Origin of the sequence: Streptomyces sp. NPDC020422 (assembly GCF_044386705.1) — a bacterium.
Taxonomy (GTDB): domain Bacteria; phylum Actinomycetota; class Actinomycetes; order Streptomycetales; family Streptomycetaceae; genus Streptomyces.
In genome coordinates this window covers 569,409-586,674 of record NZ_JBIRVJ010000002.1, presented here as the reverse complement: position 1 = coordinate 586,674, position 17,266 = coordinate 569,409, and the positions used below count along the sequence as shown (strand labels likewise).

Here is a 17,266-nt window from a genome sequence, read left to right as displayed (position 1 = left end):
GAGGACGCCCCGCGGCCGTCGGGGGTTGCCCGGAGGTCATCCGGAATTCACGTGGGCGATGATGGAAGCACCCCGTTCCTGGAACACCCGGAGACACCGCATGGCACCGCGCATCCTGCTCGCCCGGCACGGCCAGACCGAATGGTCGCTGTTGGGGCGGCACACCGGCAGGACCGACATACCCCTGCTCGACGAGGGCCGGCGCGGCGCCAAGCTGCTCGGTGAGCGGCTCAGCCGTGGCCCGTGGGCCGGGCTCGACGGGGTCGAGGTGCGCACCAGCCCGCTGGTGCGGGCGCGGGAGACCTGCGAGCTGGCCGGGTTCGGGGAGCGCGCGGAGAACTGGGACGCGCTCATGGAGTGGGACTACGGCGCCTACGAGGGGATGACCCCGGCCGAGATCCAGGCCGTCCGGCCGGGCTGGTTCATCTGGCGCGACGGGGTCCCCGAGGGCGAGACGATGGCGGAGCTGTCGGCGCGGGCCGACCAGGTCGTGGAGTGGGCCCGCTCGGCCGACCGTGACGTGCTGGTCTTCGCGCACGGGCACATCCTGCGGTCGATCGGCGCGCGCTGGCTGGGGGAGGACGTCTCCTTCGCCTCGCGCATCCGCCTCGACCCGACCAGCCTGTCCGTCCTGGGCTGGGCGTACGGAGCGCCCGCGATCGAGCGCTGGAACGACACGGGGCACCTGGAGCAGTAGCCTCCCGGCTCCGTGCGGGCGCCGGTCAGTACGCGGCGAGCACCCGGCGGGTCTCCGCGAGCAGGGTGCGGATGCGGGCGGAGTCGACGCCGTCCAGCGAGTCCACCACCTTCTGCACCTGGGCCGCGGCCTCCTCGGGCCGGCCCGCGTGGGCGAGGTGCCCCGCCAGCTGGGCCCGGTAGAGGGCGAGGTTGCGGGCGAAGTGCGGGCTCTGCAGCGCGGTGGCCCGGTGGGCGTGGCGGGCGGCGCGGGTCCAGTCGCCCAGCATCGCCCAGCACTGGGCCTCCAGGGCCTCCAGCTCGGGTTCGCCGAAGAAGGACATCCACTCGGGGTCGCCCTCGCCGGGGCCCCGCTCGAAGAGGGCGTGGGCGCGGCCGAGGGCCTGTACGCAGGCGGACCGGTCGCCGAGCCCGGCCCAGGCGCCGGCCTCCCGCAGGGTCAGCAGGGTGAGCAGCCGGGCGGAGCCGAGCGGCTGCGCGGCCCGCAGGCCGGCCTGGGCGGCCCGTACGGCCTCCCGGTAGCGGCCCGCGTCCCTGGCCAGGAACGAGGTGTTGCAGAAGGCGTGCGCCTCCAGGGCGGCGTCCCCGGCCACCCGGGCGGTGGCGAGGGCCTCGGCGTAGTGGGAGCGGGCGTCGTCGAGGCGGCCGGAGTCGTGGGCGAGCCAGCCGACGGAGATGGCCAGCTCACCGGCGCCGTTGTGCAGCCGGTCGGCGGTGGAGCGGCGGGCGCTGACCCCCGCGTCGAGCAGGGCGTAGGCGGTGCGGAGCGGCTGGGTGGCCCGCTGGTAGAGGCCGTCGGCGCCGTGCCGGTCGTCGAGCAGGCGGATCTGGCGTACGGCGTCCTCGACGGCGCGTACCTCGGCGTCGCCGATGCGGTGGACGCCACGGGGGGCGGGGATCGCGGCGACGGGGCCGCCGAGTCCCAGCGAGGCGGCCGCCACGGTGGCGGTGCCGCCGGTCATGAATGCGCGACGCAGCACGTCGCTCTCCTCATCGTTCCGGGTGGAGAGGGCGGGGGGTGGCGGTGCCTCGGCCGGGACGGCCGAGCGCCGGCCGCGGACGGCCTCCCGCGCCGAGAACCCCAGGTCCGCAAGGCTGAGCCCGGGGAACATGTGCAGGAACACGCGCTCGTACGCGTAGTTGGGGCAGCGGATCTCGCCCGCCTCCACGCGCCCGATGTACCGGGCGTCGCACGCGACCTGCTCGCCGATCTCCCGCGCGGCCCGGCGGACCGACGCGGCGAACTCCGCCGGCGAGTGCTGTCCGCGGAGTCTGCGGAAGGCGAGGTTGGGAACTGCCCGTGACAACGCCATGGCCGAGCCCTCTCCTGGTGCTGCCGGTGTTCCGGCGGGGCAAGAACGTACCTGCTGTGACCGACCGCGCACGCAGGGTTTGCCAACAAATCGGATATCTCGCCTGCGATCTGCCATGAACTGCCATCCTTTGCGGCGGCGTGCCGCCGTAGCCGTTGACGCTCACGGGCGTTGAACCATGCGGAGAGACGGAACGTGTCTCCTCTTGAGTGAGGAGGGGTCCCATGGCGGATACCGCATCACAGTCCACCGCGGTGCACGCGCCCACGCCGGACGCGAGCGCGTCCCCGGCCGAGCCGTGCGACCTGGTGACCGTGCCGGCCCGGCAGGGCCTGGAGGCCGTGGACATCCTGCGTCGCGGCGGTGCCCCCGCCGTCGGCCCGGTGCTGCACGACGGCGCCTGCGACACGCTCGGCTTCCTGGTGCCGCCCGGCACGGCGGCGGGCTGGGACATGCCGGGCAGCGCGTGTACCAGGACCGCGGGTCGGGGCCTGCGCCTGCCGGAGCTGCCGGAACTCCCCGGCCCCGACGGCGTGACCCCCCGCCCCGCGGACTGGCTGCTGCCCCCCGAGGACGGCGGCGAGGTCACCGACCCGGCGATGCTCCGCGAGGCACTGGGCCAGGCGGCCCGGCTGATCGAGGCGGCGGACGGCTGCCGCTGAGCCCCGCGCCCGCCCAGGGCTCGTCGGGCGGAGCACCCTCGGCTGCGCCGATAATGGGGCACGTGGCCAGGAACAAGCAGCGGGAACGGGCGGCAGCGGCCGTCGCCGTCGTCGAGACCGTCGACGGCGGGCTCGCCGAACTCATACCCGACCGGGAGCGGCCCCGCGGGTGGACGCTGCTGATCGACGGCGCCCCGCAGTCGCACGTCGACCTCGACGATCCCGCGCACCTCACCTTCGAGTACCAGCGGCGCCTCGGCCACATCGCCGATCTCGTCGCCCCGCCCGGCCGGCCGATCCAGGCCGTGCACCTCGGCGGCGGCGCCTTCACCCTCGCCCGGTACATCGCCGCCACCCGGCCCCGCTCCACCCAGCAGATCGTGGAGCTCGACGGGCCGCTGGTGCAGCTGGTCCGCCGGGAGCTGCCGCTCGACTCCACCGCCCGGATCCGGGTGCGCTCCACCGACGCCCGGGCCGGGCTCGGCAAGGTGCAGGACGGCTGGGCGGACCTGATCATCGCCGATGTGTTCAGCGGGGCCCGTACGCCCGCGCATCTGACCAGTACGGAGTTCCTGGCCGAGGTGCGGCGGGTGTTGCGGCCCGGCGGCTTCTACGCGGCCAACCTCGCCGACGGCCCGCCGCTGGCGCATCTGCGCGGCCAGATCGCGACCGCGGCCGGGGTCTTCCCGGAGCTGGCGCTCACCGCGGACCCGACCGTGCTGCGCGGGCGCCGTTTCGGCAACGCGGTCCTGCTCGCCTCCGACCGGGAGCTGCCGGTGGCCGAGCTGACCCGGCGGGTCGCGACCGACCCGCACGCCGGGCGGGTCGAGCACGGGCGGGCGCTCGCCGACTTCACGGGTGGCGCGACCCCGGTCACCGACGCGAGCGCCAAGCCCTCGCCCGTACCGCCCGCGTCCGTCTTCCGCTGAGCCCGGCGCCTAGGTCGCGCGCTCCTCGATCTCCACGCGCGGCGCGGTGTCGTGCCAGACGCAGAAGACCGAGATCTCCCGGCTGTCCTTGGTGAAGGTCACCCGGATCCAGGTCGGCTGCTTCCACACCTGCATCTGCCAGCCCGACTCGGGCGTCGCGTTGACGAGTTCGGCCGAGGACGGGCCGAGGTCGAAGACGGCCCGGCCGCCGTCGGTGCCGTAGCTCTTGACGTTGCCGGTGTTCCCGGCGCCCGCCGTGCCCGGGGTCGCGCCCGTCCCGCCCGGGGCGCTCGGCGTGGCCGCCGGGGTGGTGGGGCGGCGCGACGGGGGTGTGGCCGGGGCGCTCGTGGGGGGCGTGGTGGCCGGGTTCGCCGACGGGGTGGCGGTGGGGGAGCCGGACGCGTGGGTCGAGGAGGCGAGCGGGTCGGATCCGACGGCGGTACCGGTGCCCATGCCGGTCGGGATGGGCAGGGCGCGCGGCGGGTCGTAGACCGTGCCGGCCAGCACGGTGTGCACCCCCCACCACGAGAGCGTGACCGCGCCGCCCGTGGCGAGCGACCACGCCAGCGCGTGAACGAGTCCTCTTCGCATCCGGCTCATCCTGCCATCCCCCGGATGGCGTACGGTGCGGGCCATGGCAAGTGTGCTCGTGGTCGAGGACGACCAGTTCGTGCGCTCCGCCCTCATCCGGCATCTGACCGAGGCGTCCCACCTGGTGCGAAGCGTCGGCACGGCCCTGGAGGCGCTGCGCGAGGTCGCCCATTTCCGTTTCGACGTGGTCATCCTGGACCTCGGACTGCCCGATCTGGACGGGTCCGAGGCGCTGAAGATGCTGCGCGGCATCACCGACGTACCGGTGATCATCGCCACCGCGCGCGACGACGAGGCGGAGATCGTCCGGCTGCTCAACGACGGCGCCGACGACTACCTGACCAAGCCGTTCTCGGTGGAGCACCTGTCCGCCCGGATGGCGGCCGTGCTGCGCCGCTCCCGCTCCTCGGCGGGCGAGGTGCCGCCGCCGCGGGAGATCAGGGTCGGCGGGCTCGCCATCGACCCGCTGCGCCGCCAGGCGGCGCTCGACGGCACCGCGCTCGACCTGACCCGGCGGGAGTTCGACCTGCTCGCCTTCCTGGCGGGCCGGCCCGGGGTGGTCGTCCCGCGCAGGGAGCTGCTCGCCGAGGTGTGGCAGCAGTCCTACGGGGACGACCAGACCATCGACGTGCACCTGTCCTGGCTGCGGCGGAAACTGGGCGAGACGGCCGCGAACCCCCGCTATCTGCACACCCTGCGCGGGGTGGGCGTGAAGCTGGAGCCGCCCCGGGAGCCGTCGGCGTGAGATGGGCACTGGTCAAGGTGTCGCTCGCCGTCACCGCCATGGTCGTGGTCGCCTTCGCCGTCCCGCTCGGCCTCGTCGTCAAGGAGATGGCCAGGGACCGGGCCTTCTCCAACGCCGAGCGCCGTGCCGCCGGACTCGCGCCGGTCCTCGCGATCACCACCGATCGCGAGCAGCTGGACCGCGCCGTCGCCACCACCGACGACGGGGCCGAGGGCCGGCTCGCCGTGCATCTGCCCTCGCCCGGCGAACCCGGCACCGAGGGCGTCGAGATCGGCACCCGGCGCGCCACCGACGAGGACCTGGCCACCACCCGCTCCCTGGGCCGCGCCACCATCGCCGAGGTGCCCGGCGGCTCCGTGCTGCTCCAGCCCACCGCGGTCAGCTCCGGGCAGGTCGCCATCGTCGAACTCTTCGTCCCCGAGGGCGAGGTCACCAACGGGGTCGCCACCGCCTGGCTGGTCCTGGCCGCCGTCGGCATCGCCCTGATCGTCGGCTCCGTCGCGGTCGCCGACCGGCTCGGCGTGCGCATGGTCCGGCCCGCCCAGCGCCTCGCCCGCGCCGCCCACGAGCTGGGCGAGGGCAAGTTGGGCGCCCGCGTCCCCGAGGAGGGGCCGCCCGAGCTCAGGTCGGCCGCCACCGCCTTCAACTCGATGGCCGACCAGGTGGTGCAGCTGCTCGCCAACGAGCGCGAGCTCGCCGCCGACCTCTCCCACCGCCTGCGCACCCCGCTGACCGTGCTGCGGCTCAACGCGGCCTCGCTGGGCTCCGGGCCCGCGGCCGAGCAGACCCGGGCCGCCGTCGAACAGCTGGAGCGCGAGGTCGACACCATCATCCGTACGGCCAGGGAGGCCAAGCCGCAGACCCAGCCGACCGCCCCCCTGGCGGGCTGCGACGCCGCCGAAGTGGTGCGCGAGCGGATGGACTTCTGGTCGGCGCTCGCCGAGGACGAGGACCGCAAGGTGCGGGTCGCGGGCGTCGAGCGGCCCGTGCGCATCCCGGTGGCCCGGCCCGAGCTGGTCGCCGCGCTCGACGCGCTGCTCGGCAACGTCTTCCGGCACACCCCGCTGGGCACCGCCTTCTCCGTCGACCTCCACAACGGCGACGACGCCGTCATCATCCTGGTGTCCGACGCGGGCCCCGGCATCGCCGACCCGGCCGCCGCGCTCGCCCGCGGCAACAGCGGCGCCCGGGACGGCTCCACCGGGCTCGGTCTCGACATCGTGCGCCGCATGGCCGAGTCCACCGGCGGTGACGTGCGCATCGGGCACTCGGTGCTCGGCGGCACCGAGGTCCGCATCTGGATCGGGCTCGGCGACCGCGGCACCCGCACCCCGTCGGCGCGCCGTGGCCGCCGTCGTGCGAGGTGAACCTTTAATCCCTCCGATGCCTTCCTTAAGCGGAGCCTAAGGATCCCCAACCCCGGCCCCCTCGTGGGCATTTGTCCGTTTCCCTGCCGCTAGCGTGCTGCCGCACCCCACCCCCACCCCCGGCACGCAGAGGCAGGCACGCGATGGGCACGAGTTCGCACCGGCGCAGGACGAGCGCCAGGACCAAGGCCGTCGGCGTGGTCGTCGCCGCCGCGGTGATCGGCGGCGCCGCGTTCGCGCTCACCGGCACCGCGCAGGCCGCCGCCGTCGGCGCCGCCTACACCAGGACCAGCTCCTGGACCGGCGGCTACACCGGCCAGTACGTCATCACCAACGAGACCTCGACCGCGCAGTCCGACTGGACCCTGGAGTTCGACCTGCCCGCGGGGACCGTCATCGGCTCCCTCTGGAACGGCGAGCACACCGTCTCCGGCCGCCACGTCACCGTGAAGCCCGCGAGCTGGAACCGGCAGCTCGCCCCCGGCCAGTCCGTCACCGTCGGCTTCGTCACCTCCGCCTCCGGGGCGGCCGGCGACCCGGTCGGCTGCCTCATCAACAAGGCCGCCTGCTCGGCCGGCGGGGCCACCCCCACCCCCAGCGGCCGGCCCACCGAGCAGCCCACCGCCACCGCCTCCCCGGCCCCCACGGCGACCCCGACGACGACGGCCCCGCCCACCCCGAGCGCCACGCCGAAGCCGACCGCGACGGCGACCGCCACCCCGGCGCCCACCGCGACCGCGACCTCCGCGCCCGGCACCGGCACCGCCCGGTACGCCCCCTACGTCGACACCTCGCTCTACCCCGCGTACGACCTGCTCGCCACCGTCGACCAGACCGGCGTCAAGGAGTTCAACCTCGCCTTCATCACCTCCGGCGGGGCCTGCGCGCCGCTGTGGGGCGGGGTCACCGACCTGGCCTCCGACAAGGTCGCCGCCCAGATCGGCGCCCTGCGGGCCAGGGGCGGCGACGTCCGGGTCTCCTTCGGCGGCGCGGCCGGCCACGAACTCGCCCTGAACTGCTCCTCGTCCACCGCCCTCGCCGCCGCGTACGGCAAGGTCGTCGACCAGTACAAGCTCACCAAGGTCGACTTCGACATCGAGGGCGCGGCCCTGCCGGACACCGCCGCCAACACCCGCCGCTCCCAGGCCATCGCCCAGCTCCAGAAGTCCCACCCCGGCCTGAACGTCTCCTTCACGCTGCCCGTGATGCCCGAGGGCCTCACCCAGCCCGGAGTCGACCTGCTGGCCGACGCCAAGCGCAACGGGGTGCGGGTCGACGCCGTCAACATCATGGCGATGGACTACGGGCCGGCCTACAGCGGGGACATGGGCCAGTACGCGATCTCGGCGGCCACCGCGACCCAGGCCCAGATCAAGGGAGTCCTCGGCCTGTCGGACGCGGCCGCGTGGAAGGCCGTCGCCGTCACCCCGATGATCGGCGTCAACGACGTCTCCTCCGAGGTCTTCAGGGTCGACGACGCCACCCAGCTCGTGGACTTCGCGCGGTCCAAGGGCCTCGGCTGGCTGTCGATGTGGTCCTCGACCCGCGACAAGCAGTGCGCCTCCGGCGCCGTGAACTACGCCGACGCCACCTGCTCGTCGATCCTCCAGCAGCCGTTCGCCTTCACCAAGGCCTTCGCCGCCTACAAGTAGACCCCGCCCAGGGACCCCACCCCCAGCCCCCCGGTCCCCCCACACCGCGCGCTCCGGCCGGAGCCACCCCACCGCCGGCCGGAGCGCGCACCCTCGCGCCGTCAGGCCCGCGAGGTCTTCCACTCCTCCGCGTAGTCGTCGAAGATCCCTCGCAGGTGGTGCCCGATCTTCAGGTAGTCCAGGTCGTCCAGGTTGGCCAGCGACACCCGCACCGACCACTCGGGCCCGTCGAAGCCGCCGCCGTTCAGGAGCACCACGCTCGTCTGCTCGGCCAGCCGGAACAGCGGGTCCACCGGCTCGTAGTTCTTCTCCAGGAAGTCCGCGAAGTCCTTCCCGTGCACCCGCTCGGCCTCCGCGAGCAGGTCGAGCTCGATGTAGTAGCCGGCCCGCTGCCGGTCGTCGGCGATCTTCATCTGGGCGCCTTCGAGGAGCAGGTCGAGCCGCTGGTTCACGATCCCGCGCAGCCGCTCCTTGTACGCCTGGCCCTCCTCCAGCATGTCGAAGAGGGAGAAGAGCGCCATCATGACCTGCTGCGGCAGCGAGAGCCCGGCCGTGTGGTTGAGGGCGACCTGCCGCGAGTCCGCGACCAGCCGGTCGATGAAGCGGATCTTCTCCGGCTCCAGCGACAGCGTCCCGTACCGCTTGTTCAGCCGCTGCTTCTCCGCCTCCGGCAGTCCGGCGATCATCTTGTCGATGACGTTGTCGTCGTTGAGCCCGATGACCCCGAGCCGCCAGCCGGTGGCCCCGTAGTGCTTCGAGTACGAGTACACCAGCAGCGTGTTCTGCGGCAGGTCGGCCGCGATCGAGCGGAAGCCCGGCACGAAGGTGCCGTAGACGTCGTCCGTGACGATCAGCAGGTTGGGGTTCTTGGTGGCGACGATGTCCTTGATCTGGTTCGCGACCCGCTGGCTGAGCGCGAGCGACGGCGGGTTGGACGGGTTGACCAGGCAGAGCAGCTTGACCGACGGGTCCTCCAGCTTGGCGACCTCCTCGGCGGGGTAGCGCCACTCGCGCACCCCCGTCTCGGCGAAGAGCGAGGCCTCGACCTGGACGACGTCGAACTCGTACGTGTCGAGCTCGGGGATCTCGATGTACGGCGTGAAGACCGGCACCATGAGGGCGATCCTGTCGCCCTTCTTCAGGATCCCGTTCTTCATCAGGGAGTCGAAGATGTAGCACATGGCCGCCGTGCCGCCCTCGGTCGCGAAGAGCGAGAGGTTCCCCTCGGGCGGGTTCCCGGCGAACATCTCGTCGTGCACATAGCCGCGGACGATCTGCTCGGTGTGGGTGAGGATCCGGTCCGGCACCGGGTAGTTGTCGCCGATCGAGCTGTCGGTCAGCTCGTGCACGAAGGCGTCCTTGTCGAAGCCGAAGCGCTCGACCGCGTACTCCACGCTCTTCTGCAGCAGCTCGATCCCGGGCAGGTCCGGGTGCTGCCGCACGAAGGCGTCGAAGCGCGCTCCCGAGCCGGTGAGTTCGGGCATGCCGCCGAGGTCGTCCGCCGTCCACACCCGGCGGGACTCGGAGAGCGAGAAGTAGCCGAGCGCGTAGAACGCCTCGCGCGGGCTGGTCGCCGTCCAGTTCGGGTTGCCGCGGCCCGCGTTGAGCATCTGGACCTGGGACTTGTCCTTCTGGCCGGGCTTGTCGGCCTGCGCGAGCTGGGCGATCTTGATGAACTTGTCCTTCAGCTCGAACGGCGAGAGCTGCGCGAAGGACTTGATCTCCTCGCGGGTGAACGTGGTCTTGGGCATGGTCCGTCCTTCGCGTTCAGTGGTTCGCGTCAGTGGTTGAGGATGACGATCACGGCGCCCCAGATGGTCAGCAGCACGTTGCCGACCGCGTAGGGGATCGTGTAGCCGAGCGTGGGGATCTGCGACTTCGACTGCTCGTTGATCGCGCCGATCGCCGCCGTCGTGGTCTGGCCGCCGGCCAGCACGCCCATCAGGATCGGGAAGCGGATCTTCTGGACGTAGTGGCCCACCAGGAAGCCCACGATCAGCGGGATCACGGTGGCCACCGCGCCCCAGATCAGCAGCCCCCAGCCGGCCGTCGACAGACCGCTGGTGAAGCTCGGCCCCGCGTTGATGCCGACGACCGCGACGAAGAGGCAGAGGCCGAGGGTGTCCATGAACCACTGGGCGCCCGGCGGCACATTGCCGTACGTCGGGTACTTGCCGCGGATCCAGCCGAAGACCAGGCCCATGATCAGCGCGCCGCCCGAGGTGGACAGCGAGATCGGCACGCCCGAGACGGTCAGCGCCGGGATGCCGATGCAGCCGCCGAGGAAGACGCCGAGGCCCACCCAGAGCATGTCGGTGGCGAACGAGGTCGGCACCGGCTTGCCGATCGCCTTGCCGGCCGGGTCGACCAGCCGCTTGGGGCCGGTCAGGATCACCGTGTCGCCGCGCTCCAGCCGGGTGTTCAGGCGGTAGGGGAACTCGGCGCCCGAGCGGTACAGCTTGTCGATGTAGACGCCGACCATGAAGGGCTCGCGCCGCAGCTCCGCGATGGTCTTGCCGAGCTGCGCCTTCTCCGAGGCGACCACGTGCAGGCTCTCGGTCTGGTAGCCGAGCAGCTCCACGTCGTCGGTCTCGGGGCCGATGTGGGTGCGGGCGTCGAACTCGATCAGCGAGCCGCGCAGGGCGCTGACGGCGACCGTGTCGCCCGAGCGCAGCACCGTCTGCTGGTCGTGGGCGAGGATCTGCCCCTCGCGGCGGACCCGGGTGATGTAGATCCGGTGGCCCAGCTCCTTCTGCTGGTTCTCGAAGTCGTCGATGGTCCGCCCGACCAGCGGGGAGTGGTCCATCTCGTACGCGCGCAGGACGACCTCGTAGTAGCCCTCGGCCAGGTCGGGGTTGTCCCCGGGGGCGTCCAGCTCCTTCGCCAGCCGGGCCGACTCGGCGGCCAGATCGCGCTTGTACAGCTTGGGCAGGACGTTGGCGAGGAGCATCGCGCACAGGATCGTGCCGAGCGGATAGGTGACCGCGTAGCCGATCGCGACCAGGTTCTCCTCGTTCTTCATCTGCGCGGCGGACAGCCCCGGCAGGTTGCCGATGGCGTCCTGGGCGACACCGATCACCGCGGACTGGGTGAGGGCGCCGCCGAGCAGTCCCGCGGAGAGTCCGGGGCCGTAGCCGAGCATCACGGCGAAGCCCCAGGAGACCAGGAGGCCGGTGACGCAGACGACGACCGCGTTGACGACCTGCGGCAGGCCGTCCTTCTTCAGGCCGCGGAAGAACTGCGGGCCGACCTTGTAGCCGAGCGCGAAGAGGAACAGCGTGAAGAACAGGTTCTTCACGGTGCCGTCGATGGTCACCTTGAACTGGGCGCCCAGCAGCAGTCCCGCCACCAGACAGCCGGTGACCGCACCCAGTGCGATGGCCTTGTAACGGAGCTTTCCGAAGAGGAAGCCGAGCGCGACCGTGATGAAGATCAGCAGCTCGGGGTGGGGTTGGAAGATGTTCCGGTTGAGAAAGTCGATCATGGGGACGTGTGTCCTCTCACCATGCGTCCTCTCAGGCTCCGAGGATCCCGACGAGCAGCGGGCCGGTCAGGGGAAGAAGGAAGTTCGAGAGCGTGTACGTGATCGTGTAGCCGAGCATCGGCACCGAGCTCTGGGCCACCTGGGTGACCGAGGTGATCGCCGGGGTCGAGCACTGCTGGCCCGCGATGGCCCCGATGAGCAGCGGCTTCTCGATGTTCAGCAGCTTGCGTCCGACGACCAGCGAGAGGGTGGCGGGCACCAGGACCATCGCGATCCCGGCGAACGGCAGCAGCGCCCCGTACTCCTTGAGCAGCGGTCCGGCCTGCGGCCCCGAGACCAGGCCGGTGCAGGCGATGAAGACCGCGAGGCCGAGGTCCTTGATGGTGGTCGCGGCCTGGGGCGGGAAGGCGCCGAAGGTCTGCTTGCGGGAGCGGAACCAGCCGAAGAGCAGTCCGGAGACGAGGCAGCCGCCGCCGGTGCCGAGCGACATGGGGACGTCGCCGAACTCGACCACGAGCTGGCCGAGGAGCGAGCCGACGACGATGCCGAGGCCCAGGTAGACGAAGTCCGTGGCGTCGTTCCTGACGACCGCGCCGACCTTCGAGGCGAGCCGCCCCAGGCCCGAGCGGGAGCCCACGAGGGTGAGCACGTCGCCCCGGTGCACGACGGTCTCGGGGGTGGCCGGCAGGTGCTGCTCGTTGCGCAGCACGTCGGTCACGTAGACACCGCCGCCGCCGATCTCCGGGTGCTCGCGGGTGAGCGTGTCGAGCGATTTGCCGTCCGCCGTCTTGTCGGTGAGCGAGACCTGGGTGGTGGCGAGCGGGGTGTCGAGGCCCGGGATGGCGGGGGTCTCGGGGCCCACGTGGCGGCCCGCGTCGATGATGTTGGCCCGCCGGCCGACCATGAGCACCAGGTCGGAGAGGGTGAGCTGGAAGTCGGGCGGGGGAGGGGTGAGGACCGTGCTGCCCCGCTTCACCGCCTCCACGGTGACCCGGCTGCCGTTGGAGTGCTCCAGCTGGGAGACGAGGGTGCCGTCGGCGTGGGTGACGAGGAAGGTGCGGCCGACCATGCCGGGCAGCGCCTCGCGCTCGTCGGCCTCCAGACCGCCCGAGCCACCGCGCATCTTCTCCCACAGCTCGCGCGAGGCGTCGCGGAGGTTGATCCGCATCATCATCGGCATGATCTGGCTGGTGTAGATCACGATGGTGATGAGGCCGAAGAGGTAGCAGACGGTGTACGCGGTGGCCACGTGCCCCTGGTACTCGGTGATCTGCGCCTGCGTCAGGTTCGAGAGCTTGCCGATGGACTCGGTGGCGGTGCCGACGACCGCGGACTCGGTGGCGGCGCCGGCCAGGATGCCGGCGGCGGTGCCGACGTCCAGGTCGAAGGCCTTGGCGAGGCCGAGGGCGATGCCGACGACGGTCACGACCTCGATGAAGCAGAGGGTGAAGAAGCGCAGGCTCTTCTTGTTGAGGTTGGCGAAGAACTGCGGTCCGGCCATGTAGCCGAGCGAGAAGATGAAGAGCGCGAAGAAGATGGTCTTCACGTCGTCGGAGATGGTGATCTCCGCCCAGGCGCCGAGCAGGAGGGAGACGATCAGGGTGCCGCAGATGCCGCCGAGGGTGATGGGTCCGACGCGGAGTTTGCCGACGAGATAGCCGGCGGCGAGGCAGAGGAAGAGGGCCAGTTCGGGATGGTCGCGCAGGACTCCCATGCCTCACCTCGCCCACGGGTGGAGGAATGCCAAGATATCGGACATAAAGGGAAGCTAACAGTCGGATGATCGGCGGAGCCTCTCGCCTCGCCCGAAAGGGTGATCCGCCGCCAGGTCCGGCTTTCCCGGCCGGATCAGCCCTTCACCGCACCCCGCATGACCCCGCCCACGATCTGCCGCCCCAGCACCGCGAAGACCAGCAGCAACGGCACCGTCCCGAGCACCGCGCCCGCCATCACCACCGACTGGTCGGGCACATAACCGCGCCCCAGACCCGTCAGCGCCACCTGCACCGTCGGGCTCCCCGTCTGCGTCAGGACGAGCACCGGCCAGAAGAAGTCGTTCCACGCCGCCACGAACGTCAGCGCCCCGAGCACCGCCATCGCCGGCCGCGCGGCCGGGAACACCACGTGCCACACCACCCGCAGCACCCCCGCCCCGTCCACCCGCGCCGCCTCCACCAGCTCGACCGGCAGCGCCCGCAGCAGGTGCTGGCGCATGAAGAACACCCCGAACGCCGACACCAGACCCGGCAGGATCACCGCCTGCAGCTCGTCCGTCCAGCGCAGCCGTGCGATCACCAGATACAGCGGCACCGCCCCCAGCTGTGGCGGGATCAGCATCGTCCCCACCACCAGCGCGAGCAGCGCACCCCGGAAGCGGAACCGCAGCCGGGCGAAGGCGAAACCCGCGAGCGTCGACACCAGCACCGTGCCGGCCGCGACCGCCCCCGCCACCAGCACCGTGTTCGCGAGCGCGGCGCCCAGCCGCGCGTCGGTCCAGGCGACCGCCACGTTCTCCGGCAGGTTCCGGCCGAAGCGCACCGGCGGCGGCGTGAGCGCGAGCCGGGTCGTCGTCCGGGACGCTGCCACCGCCGCCCACACCAGCGGAAAGAGCGAGACCGCCGCGAACAGCACGAGCAGCGCGTACGTGCCCGGCCCCGCCCGCTCCGCGCGCATCAGCCCGCCCTCCGCGCGGCCACCAGGCGCGCCGCCCCGAACACCACGAGCAGGGCCAGCAGCATCACCCAGGCGATCGCCGCGGCCCGCCCGAGGTGCAGGTTCACCCAGCCCTGCTCGTACAGATAGAGCCCCAGCGTCTGGAACTGGCGGTCCGCCCCGCCGGTGGCCGCCGCGCCCGCGCCGAACAGCAGCGGCTCGCCGAAGAGCTGGGTCGCCCCGATCGACGACACGACCACCGTGAACAGCAGCGCGGGCCGCAGCCCCGGCAGCGTCACGTGCAGGAACCGGCGCCATGGCGAGGCCCCGTCGAGCGCGGCCGCCTCGTACAGCTCGCGCGGGACCGTCTGCATCGCCGCCAGGTAGATCAGCGCGTTGTAGCCGGTCCACCGCCACACCACGATCGCCGACACCGCCGCCTTCGACGCCCAGGGCCCGTTCTGCCAGTCCACCGGGGCCAGGCCGGCCGCGCCCAGCGCCCAGTTGACGGGCCCGTGGTCCCGCCCGAAGAGCAGCGCGAAGACCAGCGTCGCCGCGGCCACCGAGGTGGCGTACGGGGCGAGCGCCACCACCCGGAAGAAGGCCCGCCCCCGCAACCGGGCGTCGAGCAGGTGCGCCACGCCCAGGGCGAGCAGCAGCTGGGGCACGGTCGACAGGACGCCGATGGTGAGGGTGTTGCCGAGCGCGTTCCAGAAGAACGGGTCGTCGAGCAGCCGGGTGTAGTTCCGCAGCCCCACCCACCCCCGCTCGTCGAGCGCGGTCAGCTCCACCCGGTGCAGCGAGGCCCAGCCGGTGTAGAGCAGCGGGAAGACCCCGAAGGCGCCGAAGAGCAGGAAGAAGGGGGCGACCAGGCCGTACGGGGCCCAGCGCGCGGCCCCGCGAGGGGCGCGGCCCGCCGGTCCGGCCCGGCCGGGGAGAAGGGCCCTGGTCAACGGCCTCACCGGTCCAGCGCGTTGTCGATCGACGCCAGGACCGCCGCCCAGGCCTCGTCCGGGTCGCGCCCCGCCTGGTCGACCTGGAGCATCCCGCCGTCGGCCAGGTGCTGCGCGACGATCCCCTCCTTGGGCCCGACCGGCGCGCGCGGGACGCCGGTGGCCGCCGCCGTGAAGATCGCCCCCACCGGCGCGTCGCCGAAGTACGGATGGCGGGCCGCCGCCACGACCGGCAGGGCGAGCGCCGCCGAGGCGCTCGGGAAGCTGCCGCGCCGCTCGAAGACCCGGGCCTGCTGCGCGGGCGCGGTCAGCCAGGCCGCGAGCCGGGCCGCCTCCGCGCGGTGCGGGCCGGCCGACGGGACGACGAGGAAGGAGCCGCCCCAGTTGCCGGGCCGGGGCGCCGCCGCCACGTCCCAGCGGCCGCGACCGGCCGGGCCGGCCTTGTCCTCGATGTAGCCGAGCATCCAGGCCGGGCAGGCGACGGTCGCGAAGCTGCCGTTGGCGAAGCCCTGGTCCCAGCCGGGGGTGAACTGCTGGAGCCGGGCGGTCAGTCCGCCGCGGGCGAAGGCGGCGGCGAGGTCCCAGGCCTCCCGTACGGCCGGGTTGGAGCCGACGACGAGGGTGCCCCGGGCGTCGTAGAACCGCAGGGGCGAGCCGACGACGACCGCGGCCATCACCCCGGACGCCGAGTCGGTGAACGCCACCCCCTTCGGGGCCCGCGCGGCGAACCGCCGTCCCACCTCCAGGAACCGGCGCCAGTCCCCGGCCCACAGCCGCCCGACGGCCTCCCGGTCGGTGGGCAGCCCGGCCCGGGCGAAGAGGTCCTTGCGGTAGCAGACCGCCTGCGGGCCGATGTCGGTGCCGAGCGCGACCGTGCGCCCGTCCCGGCCCGTGCCCTGCGCCCACTTCCACGGCAGGAACGCCCGCCGGTCGGCCCCGGGGGCCTTTCCCAGGTCCTCCAGGCGGTGCCCCTGGGTGGCGACCACCTCGGCGATGTTGCCGACCTCCACGGCCTGGACGTCGGCGAGGCCGGAGCCGGTGACGAGGTGGGTGATCAGCTGCGGGTAGTAGTTCTCGTTGCGCTCGACGGAGGTCTGCCGGACGGCGACGTCCGGGTGCAGCCGCATGTACGTGTCGTAGAGCCCCGCCTCCTTCAGGCCGAAGCTGCCGAAGACCCCGACGGTCAGGGTGACCGGCCGGTCCCCGGCGGCCGCGGTGTCCCGGGCGCGGGGCGGCCCCGGCGGGTCGGTCGCGCAGCCCGCGGTGAGGCCCGCGCCCAGCAGGAGGGCGAGGGCGAGCGCGGTGCCGGTCCTGCTCCCCATGGGGGGACCGTAGCGATTTCCCGGGCGCCGGCGGGCGACGACAGGCGGGGAGAGGGGAGGGAACGACGAAGGCCCCGGTTCTTCCGAACCGGGGCCTTCGCCCATCAGGGTGAGTAACGGGACTCGAACCCGCGACATCCTGGACCACAACCAGGTGCTCTACCAGCTGAGCTATACCCACCACGACCGGCGGTTTTCCCGAAGGTTTCCCCGACCGGCCGAGAAGAAGTCTACAGGGTGTTTGAGGGTGCTCGCGCCCGTGTTGTTCGAAGGGCGCGAGCGTGGCTCATTCCGCGGGTACGACGTGCTTGGCCGCGATCTGCTTCGCGGTCTCGGAGTCGGGGCCGGGCTGCGGGACGAAGACCGCCTCGCGGTAGTAGCGCAGCTCGGCGATGGACTCGCGGATGTCGGCGAGCGCCCGGTGGTTGCCGTTCTTCTCCGGACTGTTGAAGTACGCCCTCGGGTACCAGCGGCGGGCCAGTTCCTTGACCGAGGAGACATCGACGATCCGGTAGTGGAGGTGGTTCTCCAGGGCCGGCATGTCGCGGGCGAGGAAGCCGCGGTCGGTGGAGACCGAGTTCCCGCACAGCGGGGCCTTGCCGGGCTCCTTCACGTGCTCGCGGATGTAGGCGAGCACCTGGGCCTCGGCGTCGGCGAGGGTGGTGCCCTCGGCGAGCGCGTCGAGGAGGCCGGAGGCCGTGTGCATCTGGCGCACGATCTCGGGCATGGTCTCCAGGGCCGCGTCCGGCGGGCGGATCACGATGTCCACGCCTTCGCCGAGCACGTTCAGTTCCGAGTCGGTGACCAGCGCGGCCACCTCGATGAGTGCGTCGTCCGTCAGCGAGAGCCCGGTCATCTCGCAGTCGATCCACACCATGCGATCGTTCATGCGTCCTACCT

15 protein-coding genes and 1 tRNA gene are annotated in these 17,266 nt (G+C 72.6%); 6 read left to right on the top strand and 10 right to left on the bottom strand.

Annotated elements, in window-relative coordinates; translation table 11 throughout:
* The first annotated feature begins 100 nt into the window (after nt 1–100).
* A complete protein-coding gene (locus ACH414_RS06660) occupies nt 101–697 on the top strand; it encodes a histidine phosphatase family protein (RefSeq protein WP_382535670.1) in 597 nt (198 codons plus the stop codon).
* Between the two features lie 25 nt (nt 698–722).
* Here ACH414_RS06660 and ACH414_RS06655 read toward each other — a convergent pair whose 3' ends face one another.
* Nucleotides 723–2,009 (bottom strand): tetratricopeptide repeat protein, encoded by a 1,287-nt coding sequence (locus tag ACH414_RS06655; RefSeq protein WP_398940993.1) that lies wholly within the window; start codon nt 2,007–2,009, stop codon nt 723–725.
* Between the two features lie 224 nt (nt 2,010–2,233).
* Here ACH414_RS06655 and ACH414_RS06650 point away from each other — a divergent pair, with 224 nt between their 5' ends.
* Nucleotides 2,234–2,671: a hypothetical protein gene (locus ACH414_RS06650; RefSeq protein WP_382535664.1), complete on the top strand. Its 438-nt coding sequence runs from the start codon at nt 2,234–2,236 to the stop codon at nt 2,669–2,671.
* Between the two features lie 53 nt (nt 2,672–2,724).
* Nucleotides 2,725–3,600: a spermidine synthase gene (locus ACH414_RS06645; RefSeq protein WP_383161961.1), complete on the top strand. Its 876-nt coding sequence runs from the start codon at nt 2,725–2,727 to the stop codon at nt 3,598–3,600.
* Nucleotides 3,601–3,609: 9 nt separating this feature from the next.
* Here the strand turns inward: ACH414_RS06645 and ACH414_RS06640 are convergent, their stop codons facing one another.
* Nucleotides 3,610–4,200 (bottom strand): hypothetical protein, encoded by a 591-nt coding sequence (locus tag ACH414_RS06640; RefSeq protein WP_382535658.1) that lies wholly within the window; start codon nt 4,198–4,200, stop codon nt 3,610–3,612.
* A 34-nt stretch (nt 4,201–4,234) separates the two neighbouring features.
* Between ACH414_RS06640 and ACH414_RS06635 the strand changes: the two genes are divergently transcribed.
* The 3 genes from ACH414_RS06635 (at nt 4,235) to ACH414_RS06625 (ending at nt 7,955) form a co-directional block, all read left to right on the top strand.
* On the top strand, nt 4,235–4,936 hold the full coding sequence (locus tag ACH414_RS06635) for a response regulator transcription factor (protein ID WP_391769008.1): 702 nt from the start codon (nt 4,235–4,237) through the stop codon (nt 4,934–4,936).
* Nucleotides 4,933–6,303 carry an ATP-binding protein gene (locus ACH414_RS06630; protein ID WP_382535653.1) on the top strand — a complete coding sequence of 457 codons (1,371 nt, stop codon included), beginning with the start codon at nt 4,933–4,935 and terminating at the stop codon, nt 6,301–6,303. Before ACH414_RS06635 ends, ACH414_RS06630 begins: the two co-directional genes overlap by 4 nt.
* A gap of 143 nt (nt 6,304–6,446) precedes the next feature.
* Nucleotides 6,447–7,955, top strand: a complete 1,509-nt coding sequence (locus ACH414_RS06625; RefSeq protein WP_386564602.1) for a cellulose binding domain-containing protein — start codon at nt 6,447–6,449, stop codon at nt 7,953–7,955.
* Between the two features lie 101 nt (nt 7,956–8,056).
* Here ACH414_RS06625 and ACH414_RS06620 read toward each other — a convergent pair whose 3' ends face one another.
* From ACH414_RS06620 to orn, 8 genes are all read right to left on the bottom strand, one after another.
* Nucleotides 8,057–9,706 (bottom strand): bifunctional aspartate transaminase/aspartate 4-decarboxylase, encoded by a 1,650-nt coding sequence (locus ACH414_RS06620; protein WP_398940990.1) that lies wholly within the window; start codon nt 9,704–9,706, stop codon nt 8,057–8,059.
* A gap of 29 nt (nt 9,707–9,735) precedes the next feature.
* Complete coding sequence (gene aspT, locus ACH414_RS06615) at nt 9,736–11,439, bottom strand: aspartate-alanine antiporter (protein WP_382535644.1); 1,704 nt, start codon at nt 11,437–11,439, stop codon at nt 9,736–9,738.
* Nucleotides 11,440–11,470: 31 nt separating this feature from the next.
* Nucleotides 11,471–13,153: an aspartate-alanine antiporter gene (gene aspT, locus ACH414_RS06610; protein WP_382535641.1), complete on the bottom strand. Its 1,683-nt coding sequence runs from the start codon at nt 13,151–13,153 to the stop codon at nt 11,471–11,473.
* A gap of 134 nt (nt 13,154–13,287) precedes the next feature.
* Nucleotides 13,288–14,112, bottom strand: coding sequence for a carbohydrate ABC transporter permease (locus tag ACH414_RS06605; protein WP_382535638.1), 825 nt, complete (start codon nt 14,110–14,112; stop codon nt 13,288–13,290).
* A complete protein-coding gene (locus ACH414_RS06600) occupies nt 14,112–15,044 on the bottom strand; it encodes a carbohydrate ABC transporter permease (protein ID WP_398940987.1) in 933 nt (310 codons plus the stop codon). The genes ACH414_RS06605 and ACH414_RS06600 overlap by 1 nt, the downstream gene beginning before the upstream one ends.
* A gap of 5 nt (nt 15,045–15,049) precedes the next feature.
* Entirely contained in the window at nt 15,050–16,366 is a 1,317-nt protein-coding gene (locus ACH414_RS06595) for an ABC transporter substrate-binding protein (protein WP_382535632.1), read from the bottom strand.
* A gap of 108 nt (nt 16,367–16,474) precedes the next feature.
* Nucleotides 16,475–16,547, bottom strand: a tRNA-His gene (locus ACH414_RS06590).
* A gap of 105 nt (nt 16,548–16,652) precedes the next feature.
* Nucleotides 16,653–17,255, bottom strand: a complete 603-nt coding sequence (gene orn / locus ACH414_RS06585; protein ID WP_382535629.1) for an oligoribonuclease — start codon at nt 17,253–17,255, stop codon at nt 16,653–16,655.
* Nucleotides 17,256–17,266: the final 11 nt, after the last annotated feature.